The sequence below is a fragment of the Allobosea sp. P1_A7 genome, assembly GCF_056406775.1.
This window is the reverse complement of record NZ_JBFTZN010000180.1, coordinates 1-12,003: the sequence shown is the minus strand read 5'-3', so window position 1 is coordinate 12,003 and position 12,003 is coordinate 1. Positions and strand designations below refer to the sequence as shown.

5 protein-coding genes are annotated in these 12,003 nt (G+C 66.3%); 2 read left to right on the top strand and 3 right to left on the bottom strand.

Going from position 1 to position 12,003, the window contains the following annotated elements; all coding sequences use genetic code 11:
* The first annotated feature begins 217 nt into the window (after nucleotides 1-217).
* Nucleotides 218-2,824 carry a diguanylate cyclase gene (locus tag AC1D34_RS25465; RefSeq protein ID WP_476825700.1) on the top strand — a complete coding sequence of 869 codons (2,607 nt, stop codon included), beginning with the start codon at nucleotides 218-220 and terminating at the stop codon, nucleotides 2,822-2,824.
* A gap of 118 nt (nucleotides 2,825-2,942) precedes the next feature.
* Here the strand turns inward: AC1D34_RS25465 and AC1D34_RS25460 are convergent, their stop codons facing one another.
* From AC1D34_RS25460 to AC1D34_RS25450, 3 genes are all read right to left on the bottom strand, one after another.
* Nucleotides 2,943-5,297 (bottom strand): Tex family protein, encoded by a 2,355-nt coding sequence (locus tag AC1D34_RS25460; protein WP_441493782.1) that lies wholly within the window; start codon nucleotides 5,295-5,297, stop codon nucleotides 2,943-2,945.
* A 261-nt stretch (nucleotides 5,298-5,558) separates the two neighbouring features.
* Complete coding sequence (locus tag AC1D34_RS25455; RefSeq protein WP_476825701.1) at nucleotides 5,559-7,064, bottom strand: M81 family metallopeptidase; 1,506 nt, start codon at nucleotides 7,062-7,064, stop codon at nucleotides 5,559-5,561.
* An 11-nt stretch (nucleotides 7,065-7,075) separates the two neighbouring features.
* The gene (locus AC1D34_RS25450; protein WP_476825699.1) at nucleotides 7,076-8,656 is read right to left on the bottom strand and encodes an ABC transporter substrate-binding protein; all 1,581 of its coding nucleotides are present in this window, start codon (nucleotides 8,654-8,656) and stop codon (nucleotides 7,076-7,078) included.
* A 419-nt stretch (nucleotides 8,657-9,075) separates the two neighbouring features.
* On the opposite strand from AC1D34_RS25450, the gene AC1D34_RS25445 reads away from it, so the two are divergent.
* Nucleotides 9,076-12,003: autotransporter outer membrane beta-barrel domain-containing protein (locus AC1D34_RS25445; RefSeq protein WP_476825698.1), on the top strand; the 2,928-nt coding region annotated here is incomplete at its 3' end.

Sequence of the window (12,003 nt, the reverse complement as noted above, 5' to 3'; positions counted from 1 at the left end):
GTTATGGAGCGGGGGCGAGCCGATCATAGGCATCATATCCGGCAGGCAGCCAAGCCTGCCGCGGGACCTTGAGCTGTAAACTGAAACTGCTCAAACACTGCAGCAGCAGTGGAACGCACGGATTTGGCAACCAAGTCTCAATCGTCGTCAGGGATGGTGCCGCCAAATTGCTGCATCGCCGCATCCAGGCGGCCCCGACCGGGACTGATCACAAGCCATGGACCTCAGGAATCCGCTGACGCCTCCGATGAGGCGGACAGTCGTCATTGCGGCTGCAGTGCTTGTCGCGGGGTTGGCGGCAACCTTCGTGGCCCGGACAGCGGCAGAGCGCCTGATCGCCACCGAGATGCAGCGACGCTTCACGACCGACGCGGCCGAGACAACCAGCGCGATCGGCGAGCGCTTGCGCGCCCACGCCGAAGTGCTGGTCAGCATGCAGGGCCTCTATGCCTCGGTTGGACGCGTCGACCGCGCTCAGTTTCGCCGTTATGTCGATGTTCTTGATCTGAAGCGACGCTATCCGGGCTTCCAGGGACTGCAGGCGTTGCGCCATGTCACCCCGGCGGAACTGGACCTTTTCGTCGCCGAGGTGAGATCGGACACAAGCCTCGATCCGCGCGGGCAGCCGGACTTCGCCGTGCATCCCGAGGGCCATCGCCCGACTTACAATGTGGTCGAAGCCGTCGAGCCTCCGCAAGGCAACGAGACTTCCCTCGGCTTCGACGCCGGCGCCAACCCTATACAACTCGATTCGCTGCGCCGCGCTGCCGAAAGCGGGCGTATCGTTGCAACGCCTCCCGTCGTGCTGGTTCAGGACACCTCCGGAGGACAGGGCTTTATCCTGCGCGCGCCGATCTACCGCATCGGCGAACCCGTGCAGACGGTCGCCCAGCGTCGTGCGGCGCTGCGCGGCTTCGCCGCCGCCGTCTATCGCGTGAACGATCTGATGCGTGGGGTGCTCGACCTGAGGAGCCTGCAGCAGATGCATATCCGTGTCGTCGACCGCGGCTATGCCAAGGCGACGCCCGACGGCGTCATCACCGACGAGCCGGAGGATCCGTCCAACGCCGCGACGCTGATGTATGACAGCCTGGAACCCAATCTCAGGCTGGTCACACCGGTCGCAACGACTGCACCGGGGATTTCCGCGGAACGTTCGCTCGTGGTTGGCGAGAGGGTCTGGCTGGTGCAGTTCGCCGCCCGGCCGGGCTCGAGCTACGAGGCCGATCGGATCGTTCCCAATCTCGTGCTGGCGAGCGGATCGATTATCAGCCTGCTGGCCGCGCTGCTGGCCTTGATCGTGATGCGGTCGCGCCGCCTCTCGGGCAATCTCACCGAACTGGACGCCGAGCAGCGCGCCCTCGTCGAGAATCCGCTGGCCGGCATCCTGTTCACCGATGGTCGCAAGGTCCTCCGCGGCAATCGCCGGATCGCCGAACTCTGYGGGCTGTCAGCCGAGAATCTGAGCGGCCTCGACATCGGGGCCCTCGTCGCCGGATCGGACAGCGCGGCAGCGTTCGATGTGGCGCTCGCCAAGATTCGCAGCAACGGCGCAGCCGGTGTGGAATTGCACCTGCGTCGCGCCGACGGCACGACCTTCCTCGTCGATGCCTATGGCAGGCCTCTCATTGCAGGCGTGCGCAACAGCCCAAGCGGAATTCTGTGGGTCATTCAGGACAAGACCGACGCCCTGCTCGTCGAAGAGGAACGCCGCAGCCACGCCCGCGAGCTGCAGATCGCCAATGAACGCCTGACCGCGTCGCTCCACGCTGCCGAAGCGCGCACCGAGGAAATCGAGCTGCTCACGGAGCTCAGCGGCATCCTGCAATCCTGCCAGAAGTCGGACGAGGTCTTCGCGGCGGTGCAGAGCTATGCCAGCCGCCTTTTCCCGGCCGAGGCCGGCGCGCTCTACGTGATCAACGAAACACGCGATCTGGTCACCCGCGGCGCGCGTTGGGGCGATCTCAAGGCTGATGCAGCATCGTTCCATCCGGACGAGTGCTGGGCCCTGCGACGGGGACAGACCTTTCCGCTCTCGGAAGCAAGCCGCGGCCTGAGCTGCGGCCATGTCGCCGCCTGCTGCTCGGCACCGCCATCGAACGTCGTTTGCYAGCCGCTCATCGCCCAGAACAACCTGCTCGGTCTGCTCTATCGCGAGACCGGCCAGGCCGAAGTCGACAGCTCGGCCCAGCAGCTCGCGACGATGCTCGCCGAACAGGTCTCGCTGGCCATCGCCAATATCGAGCTGCGCGAGCAGTTGCGCAGCCAGGCGCTCCGCGATCCGCTTACTGGCCTGCATAATCGACGTTTTCTCGAAGACGCTCTCTCACGGGAGATCGCCCGCAGCGCCCGCAGCGGCAAGCCGCTCTCCCTGGCCATCCTCGACCTCGACCATTTCAAGCGCATCAACGACACCTATAGCCACGAAGCCGGCGATGCCGTCCTGCGCGACATCGGCGAGATCCTGCGCAAGACGACCCGCAAGAGCGACATTGTCGGCCGCTTTGGCGGTGAGGAGTTTCTGCTCTTGCTCCCCGAGGCGGGGCTGGACATGGCCACCAAGCGCATGGGCGAAGTGCTCGATGCGGTTCGCGGCATGCGCGTGACCTGGTCCGGCGAGCCGTTGAGCGGCATCACCGCCTCGATCGGTCTCGCGGTACTGCCCGTGCACGACAGCCAGGGCGACGGCCTGGTCGCCGCGGCCGACGCGGCGCTTTATCAGGCAAAGGGACAGGGGCGCGACCGCGTTGTCGTCAGCGACCGCATCACGGCGCCGCTCGATGATGCCGGTCAGATCCCCCCAGAGCCGCTCCGCATGGCATGAGAGGGCCTTGCCGCCTGTCGTTCACGGCGCTGTCGCTCGCCGTTGGCCTGGCCAAGGGATGGCGGGTCGGCTTCAAAACCCTGCCGCCCCTCGCGAAAGCGCTCGTCGGCCCGGCCCCCTATCGACGCTTGAGCGCGTCCATGAGGGCGGCCCCCAGAGAACCCTGGCTTTCCTTCTGCGGTGTCCGCGTCGGCCCTCCCCGGCCCGGGTTACCCTTGCCGTCGCGAGCCTCTTTTCCCCCGCGAGCATCCTGGCCGCCGCGCGCATCCTGGCGCGCGGTCTCACGCGGCCCCTTCGAGCTGTCGCCGCCTGCGTCGCTGCGCATGGACAGCGAGATGCGCTTGCGCTTGATGTCGATCTCCAAGACACGCACCTTCACGACGTCGCCRACCTTCACCACCTCATGCGCATCCTTCACGAAGCGCTCGGCAAGCTGCGAGACATGGACGAGCCCGTCCTGATGCACGCCGATGTCGACGAAGGCGCCGAAGGCGGCAACATTCGTCACCGTGCCCTCCAGCGTCATCCCGACTTCGAGGTCCTTCATGTCGTCGATGCCATCAGCGAAGGCCGCGGTCTTGAAGGCAGGACGTGGGTCGCGGCCCGGCTTGTCGAGCTCGGCGATGATGTCGCGCACGGTCGGCAAGCCGAAGCGATCGTCGACGAAGCTGCGAGGATCGAGCCCGGACAGCACAGCGCTGTCACCCATCAGGGAGCGCAGGTCGCGCCCGCAGGCGGCGACGATCTTGCGGGCGACGCCATAGGCTTCCGGATGCACCGATGAGGCGTCGAGCGGTTCAGATCCGTCCCGGATGCGCAGGAACCCGGCGCATTGCTCGAAGGTCCGAGGTCCGAGCCTGGCAACGGAGAGCAACTGGCGGCGCGTACCGAACGGTCCGTTGACATCGCGATGCGCGACGATCGCTTCGGCCAGCGCAGCGCCGAGCCCCGATACCCGCGCCAGCAGCGAGGCCGAGGCGGTGTTGAGGTCGACCCCGACCGCGTTCACGGCATCCTCGACCATGGCGTCGAGCGCGCGGGCGAGATGATACTGATCGACATCGTGCTGGTACTGGCCGACGCCGATCGATTTCGGATCGATCTTGACGAGCTCCGCCAACGGGTCCTGCAGGCGCCTTGCGATGGAAACCGCGCCGCGCAGCGTGACGTCGAGGCCCGGAAACTCGGCGGCGGCCTGTTCCGAGGCGGAATAGACCGAGGCGCCGGCCTCCGAGACGACCACCTTGATCGGCTTGGGCGGCGGCAGATCGCCGAGCAGCTCCGCGACCAGCTTCTCGGTCTCGCGACTGCCGGTCCCGTTGCCGATGGAGACGAGTTCCACGCCATGCCTGCGGATGAGGCTCGCAAGCTCGGCCTGCGTGCCGCAAACATCGTTCCTCGGCGGGAATGGGTAGACGGTCGTGGTGGCCAGGAGCTTGCCGGTGCCGTCGACCACCGCCACCTTCACGCCGGTCCGGATGCCGGGATCGAGACCCATCGTCGCCCGCGATCCGGCCGGTGCGGCCAGAAGCAGGTTCTTGAGGTTGCGGGCGAAGACATTGATCGCCTCGGCTTCGGCCTTCATCCGCAGATCGGTCATCAGGTCCACCGAGAGGTGAAGCGACAGCTTCGCCCGCCAGGTCCAGCCGACGACCTCCATCAGCCAGGCATCGCCCGGCAACCTGTCGCCGATCGCGTAGGTCTCGGCGATCATGCGCATCACCGGCTTGAGCGGGCGCGGATCATCCCTGTCCGCTTCGATATCGAGCGTCAGAATGTCCTCGTTACGGCCCCGCAGCATGGCCAGCGCACGATGGCTCGGCACGTTGGCCCAGCGCTCGACGTGATCGAAATAGTCGGAGAATTTGGCGCCCGCCTCCTCCTTCCCTGCGATCACGCGCGCACGCAACTCGGCCCTCTGATGGAGATAGCCGCGCAAACGACCGAGCAGCTCGGCATTCTGGGCGAACTGCTCCGAGAGAATGTCCCGGGCACCGTCGAGCGCGCTCTTGGTGTCAGCCACGTCGTCGGTGAGATAGGCCCCCGCCAGCTCGGCCGGGACAGCCCGGCGATTGGCAAGGATCGCCTCGGCGAGTGGTCCCAGGCCGCGCTCACGCGCAATCTCTGCCTTGTTGCGGCGCTTGGGCTTGAAGGGAAGATAGATATCCTCCAGCTCGGCCTTGGTCGTGGCGGCAGAGATCGAGGCCTCGAGTTCAGGCGTGAGCTTGTCCTGCTGGCGAATGGCCCCGAGAATGGCGCCGCGTCGGCCTTCGAGTTCGCGCAGATAGATCAGCCGTTCTCCGAGCAGGCGCAGCTGGGTGTCGTCCAGCCCCCCGGTCGCCTCCTTGCGATAGCGCGCGATGAAGGGAATGGTCGCCCCCTCGTCGATCAGTGCAATGGCGGCGGCGGCCTGCGGCAGGCGCGCGCCGATCTCGGCGGCGATGCGGGATGCGATTGCGGCGTTGTCGGACATTCAGGACACTGGAACCGTTGCTGGAACAGAGATGATGGTTGGCGGTCATTCACATGCCTGAGGCGATGCGGCTTGAGCGCATCCGCACCGGGCATGCCCCATTCATAGCACCGCTCTCGATCACCTCCACCCCGCACCGACGGCCCCGCCCGAAACCGGCAACGTCCGCCGAAGGCCAGCCGGCGCTCGTCACCCGACAAGGACATTACTGAGAGCCGGTCTCGCCCCCGGAACCGGGATGCGCAGAAGCCGGCCTTTGCCCTAGGACGCTCCGCCCTCCTCCGGCTGAAAGCGCGGGCTGCCATAGGGATAGTAGTCCTTCAGCGTCAGGTTCTCGTAGGGCAGAGCTTCGAGATGCACCGTGCCCATGAACGGCTCCGGCGGCTCGACCAGGAGAATCGTCGGCGCGAAACCGCTATCGTCAAAGCCCCGGCGGAAATGCACGCGGGACTTGATCGCGATGATATCGAATGCCTCGGGCTTGAGACCGAGTTCCCAGAGTTCCGATGGCTCGATGATCTGGACCAGATAGKGGCTCAAGACCAGCACATTGCCGTTGCCGAAGCTGACGCAGACGGACTCGTTGCCCATGCCGCGTCGGTTCGTGGCCGTCCGGATATCGCGGATGGTGCCGGTGATACGCACGGGCTCTCCGGCCGATTCATCGAAGAGGCCGCCGATCTTAGCGTCGAACGCATCGCCAGGGCGGGCTCCGGCCGCGAGCACGGCACGAATGGCCTCGGGCGAGGCGATGGTGGCGATCAGCGTGCGCTCGCAACTCTGCGCGACGATCTCCTGCAGCAGCCAGGTGGCATAGCCCGAGCGATCGCTGTAATCGGCGAGCACGACCGGCGCCCTGCCCGCCGTCACGGCCTCGCGGGCGAGAGCGACGCCCTGCTCCATCCTGTGGATTTTCACGGTCTCGAGCAGCGCCTCGCGCCGTCGCCAGGTCCAGTCGGCCATATCGCGGAGCACGCGCTCGGCGAGATCGGGATCGTCATTGGTCAGGACCTGAAGGCCCATCCCGGCATCGGGAACGTCCGACCAGGGAAAACCGAAGAAGACATTGACGAAGACATCCGGCTCGCGCGCCTCCCAGATCAGCGCCCGCTGGATCAGGTCGGACCAGGGCGAGGCGCCGGTCCACATCACGACCGTGGGTGCGATGATCGGGATCCTCAGCGACCGGTGCACCGGCTTGAAGCTGCCGCGGATCGCCCTGACCAGCATGCGCGCCGCGCGCTCGCCCTGCAGGTGCATGTCGTAATGGGGGAAGTATTTGACGCAGAAGGCCATGTCGGCCTGCTCTAGAAAAGCCTCGTCCTCATTGCCATGGGGATCGAATGTCGCGGAGATGAAGGCCTCCGGGCCCACGACCTCGCGGACGCGCCTTGCGATATCGGCCTCGGGACGCGGCACGCCGCGCACGGCCAGCGCGCCGTGAAGCGCGAGATAGACGCCGTCCAGCTTCGGTTGCGCCCGCAATTCCGCGATCATGATGCCGAGGAAATGCTCGTAGGCATCCTGCGTGACCCAACCCGAGCCCGTGCCGGTGCGTGGCCAGAGCGGCGAGGTGATGCCGATCAGCTCGACATCGTCATATTCGCGCGCGACCTGAACGAAACCGCCCATATAGCCCTTCGGGTCGGTCGCAAGCAGCGCCTCGCCGCCGGCCGGCGAGCCGGGATAGATGAAATCCTCGCGAGTGGTGTCGTTGGGGAGGAAGGTGACCGTCTCATGGGCGAACTGGAGAACGGCGATACGGATCGGCTTGGACATCATGCTCGTTTCACGTCGTAGAATTGCGCGAAGCCAATACGCATCCCGGCCAATCCGCGATAGGCCGTTTTCTCGTAATAGGCGCCGAGCGGGATATAGGGCACCTCGGTGAAGAACTGCTTCTGAATTTCGGCGCAGATCGACTTTTGAGCGGCGATATCCTTGGCCGCGAACCAATCGAGGCGCAGCTCTTCCAGGCGCGGCGATTTCGGCCAGCCGAACCAGGCCTGATCGCCATTGCCGCGGATGCCGAGCTGGCTTGCCGGATCGAAATTGTTGGTGCCGTTCAGATAGGTGAAGAAGATGCTCCAGCCGCCCTTGTCGATGGGTTGCTTGCTCGCGCGGCGTTGAACGACGGTGCCCCAATCGGTCGAGACCATGTCCACGTTCATCCCGGATTTCTGCAGCGCGTCCGCCGCCACCATCGCCAGCGCATGGGTCGAGGGGTAATCGGTCGGATCGAGCAGCACGACGCGCTCGCCGTTATAGCCGGCCGCCGCCAGCGCGCGCTTGACCGCCGCGAAATCCCGCTTGCCGACCAGAACCTCCGTTCCGGCCGTGGTCGCGAGCGGCGTGTCGGGGCTGAACACGCCGACATGGTCCTTCCACATCGAGCGTTCGTCTCCGGCGACCGCGGTCATGAACTCGCTCTGGTCGATGGCGCCGAGCAGGGCGTGCCGGATCGCGGGATTGTCGAACGGAGGGTRGAGACTGTTGAAGCGCAGGCAGCCGATGCCGCCGGCCGGATCGAGACCTTCGACCTTCAGTCCGACCTTGGCCCTCAGCGTACCCAGCAGGTCCGGTGTCGGGTTCTGCCACCAGTCGATCTCGCCGGTGCTGAGCGCGTTGGCCGCCGTCGAAGGGTCGGGCATGATGCGCCACTCGACCCGATCGAAGAACACGGTCTTGGGGCCGGCGGTGAAGGTGGCGGAGCCATCCGGCCGCGGAACATAGCCTGCAAATTTCTCATAGACCGCCAATGCGCCCGGCACCCGCTCGTCGGCCTTGAAGCGGTAGGGGCCGCTGCCGACCATCTCGGTCACCTGCTTGTTGGGATCGGTCAGCGCCAGCCGCTCCGGCATGATGCAGGGCATCGACGTCCCGGTCTTGCCAAGGGCTGCCGGAAGCAGCGGAAACGGCCGCTTCAGGCGGAATTTCACGACGCGGTCGGATTCCGCCGACAGCTCGTCCGTCACATCCATCAAGGCCCGGCCGAAGGCATCACGCGCCGAAAAGCGACGGATGCTCGGCACCACGTCCTGCGCCCGCACCGGTTCGCCGTCATGAAAACGCAGGCCCTCGCGCAATGTCAGCCGCCAGGTCTTGCCGTCATCCTCGATCGTATGGCCCGCCACCATCTGGGGCTCGAAACCATAATCGGCGTTCTGCCCATAGAGCGTATCGAAGACGAGATAGCCGTGATTGCGCGTCACCGTCGCCGTCGTCCAGACCGGATCGACGATCGCGACATCCGCCTCGGGAACGAATTTAAGGAGTTTTGCCGGCTGCGCGAGGCTGGGCCTTGCGATCGCCGATACGGCGGCGCCAGCGGCAGCGCCCAGAAATGTCCGACGCTTCATGCTTGAGACCTTCCGTATCCGGCATCGCCGCGATGTCGGCGGACCGATCCTAGAGCGCCGGAAAGAACGCGTGCAAGGCGCGCAGCGCAGAGCGGCCCTCGTGAACCCGCCATAGTTTGTGCAACTGCTCGTTCGATAGACCGAGCCCGAGCCTCTCGCACTCAGGATGGCGTCCTTGTCGGGGCTGCCGTGCCGGCGGCAGCACGATGACTTTCGCCCAGCCGACCGCGTTCTGCTCCACCAGCGCCCGCACGGCAGGACGCGGCGTCACTTAAGATAAGAACTATACAACTTTTCCGCGCCATCTACGGCAAGTTTCGTATTGTTGCGAGAGTGCCGCTGCCCTAACTCTCACGGTCGGCATGCATTGCGGCGGCGACTCGATCCTGTCCGCGGCGCCGGGGGGCTGGATGAGGCGAGTGCATAGGGCGGCCGGCGTGAGGCGCGGAGCGCGAGCGCCGCTCGCCATCCTGCGACTGATCGACGATGGGGCTCGTGGCCGGCAACAAGCCGGCCTGCAGGCGCGCGGACACACGCGGCCGGGCCGCCGCGCTGCGTCCTTCCCGGCGACCACGGCGCTGTCTCTCGTCACCTGGCTCGCCGGCCTGCCGCTGGGAGCTGCCGCGCAAACGCCGTCCGTGACGGTGACGGGCGATGTTTCGCCTGTTCCATCGCCCAATCCGCTGCCGCATTGGACGCCGGGCGGCTTCCTCAACATTGGTCAAACAGGCACTGGCGCGCTGACCATTGCGGGCGGCGGTACCGTCAGCGTGGGCTCCGACATTGTCCGCATCGGCGTAGCCGTCGGCGGTAACGGCTCAGTCAGCGTGACGGGGACTGGATCATCCCTCAGCGGCAGTGGACAACTCGATGTTGGACACTCTGGCACTGGCTCGCTGCTCATAGAAGCAGGAGGGACTGTCTCGTTTGATTCCGTTGTCATAGGCAACGCCGCCGGCCCCTCCCATCGTGCCGCGGGCTCGGTGACGGTCACAGGGGCCGGATCGTCCCTGAGCATCTCGTCCATGTATGTCGGCGGTTTCGGCGACGGGACGCTCACCATTCAGGCCGGAGGCACCGTTTCCGTTGAAGGTGGCGGGGGCATCCTTGGAGTCGCCTCCAATGGCACTTATGGCGGTACAGGCACATTGAACATTGGTGCCGCGTCCGGCCAACCGGCGGCGGCGGTCGGGAGCCTTCTCGCGGCCGAAGTCGCATTCGGCGCAGCCACGGGACGCATTGTCTTCAACCATACCTCTACGGCCTACACGTTCGCGCCCAAGATCACAGGCGCCGGCGCGCTTCTTATCGAGGCCGGGGTCACCATCCTGACAGGGACGAATACCTATAGCGGCGGGACGAACATCAACGGAGGCGTTCTGTCCATAAGCCGCGACGCCAATCTCGGTGCGGTCTCAGGGGGGCTGACCCTCAACGGTGGCACACTCAAAACCACCGGCAGCTTCACCTCGGCACGGGATGTGACGTTGGGCGCAGCCGGCGGCACGATCGACGCCAGCGGCGTGTTGACCCTTTCGGGTCAGATTTCCGGCCCGGGCTCTCTCTTTGTGAACGGCCCCGGCACCCTGTCGCTGACCGGAGCGCACAATGTCATCGGGGGCGCGCTCACCCTCGGCGGCAGCGCGAGCCCGACGCTCGAGATCAAGGGCGGTTCGCTCACGGTCGGCGATCCGGCCGGCTGGGCAATGGGCTGGAACGAAGTGTCGAGCGGCCTGCTCCGGGTCAGCAATGGCGGAACGCTGAAGCTGGTGGACCCGATGGGGTACCTGGCGATCAAATCCGCCATGGAGGTTTCGGGGGCAAATTCCAGCGTCACCAATGAGGGCTACACGGATGTCGGCGGCCCTGCTGCCGCGACCCTGACCATCAGCGGCGGCGGCGTGATGAACAGCAAGGCGGGCGCGCTCATCGAGGGGCATGGGACCTCGTCGACCGTCAGCGTGACCGGAGCCGGCTCGGTCTGGAATGTCGAGCAGCACATGTTCATCGGCTCCAAATGGTCCAATGGAACCGGCGCGCTCGTCGTTTCCGACGGTGGCATCGTCAATCTGAACGGCAWCCTCTATTACGATTCCGATGCCGGGCTGGGCCTCGCCAGCGCCACTGTGACGGTCACGGGCGCAGGCTCCCAGCTCAACGTGGTCGACGGCCTCTTCGTCGGTTATGGCTGCGGCTGCGGTGCCACCACCGCCATGCTCACCGCTGCCGATGGCGGCACGGTCAAGGCCGGCTGGGTGGAGATCAGCGATACCTCCGTGCTTAATCTCGGCACCGGCGGGCGCGCGGGCGCGATCGACACGCGCGCGATCCTGAATGATGGCGCCATCGTCGCGGATTTTGTCGATACCGCCACGCTCACCGCGAACATCTCGGGCACGGGCACGCTGACCAAGCAGGGTTCCGGCCGGCTCATTCTGACGGGGAACAGCAGCTATACCGGGGCGACCTCGGTGCTGTCGGGTCTGCTCACGGTCAACGGCTCGCTGACGGGCTCCGCGATTACCCTGGCCGGCGGTGCGCTCGGCGGTTCCGGCACGGTCGGGAGCGTCATTGTCGGCYATGCCGGCACGGTCGCACCGGGCAATTCGATCGGCACGCTGACCGTGGCCGGCAACATTTCCTTCAACCCGGGCTCGACCTATCAGCTCGAGGTCAATGCCGCCGGCCAGTCCGACAGGATCGCCGCCACCGGAACCGCAACCGTGTCCGGGGGAACGGTGCAGCTTCTGGCGGAACAAGGCGGGTATGGCGCCTCGACGCGCTACACCATCCTGACGGCGCAGGGCGGGGTCAGCGGCCAGTTCGCCGCGGTGGCCTCGAACTTCGCCTTCCTGACGCCGAGCCTGGCGTATGGCGCCACCGAGGTGACGTTGACGCTTGATCGCAACGCCACCGCCTTCCCGCAGGTCGCCCTGACCCGTAACCAGGCCGGTGCCGCGGGAGCGGCCGAAGCGCTGGGCGCCGGCCATCGTGTCTACGATGCGCTGCTCACGGCAAGTGTCGCCGACGCCCGCGCCGGCTTCGATGCGCTCTCGGGCGAGGCTCACGCGCAAGCGGTCAGCGTCGCGATCGAGGACAGCCATCTCATCCGCGAATCCATCCTCAACCGGCTGCGCTGGCCTTTGGCCGGCGGCACGTCCGGCGGCATGGTCGAGGGCGCCTTCAGCGCCGACGCGCCCGGCAGATCGGCCGGCACGGCTCTGCCGGCGCCGCGCCTCGCCATGGAACGCTTCACGCTTTGGGGCGAGGCGATCGGAGCGCAGGCACGCACGGACGGAGACCGCAACGCGGCTTCGCTCGACCGGCGCGGCGGCGGCATGCTGTTC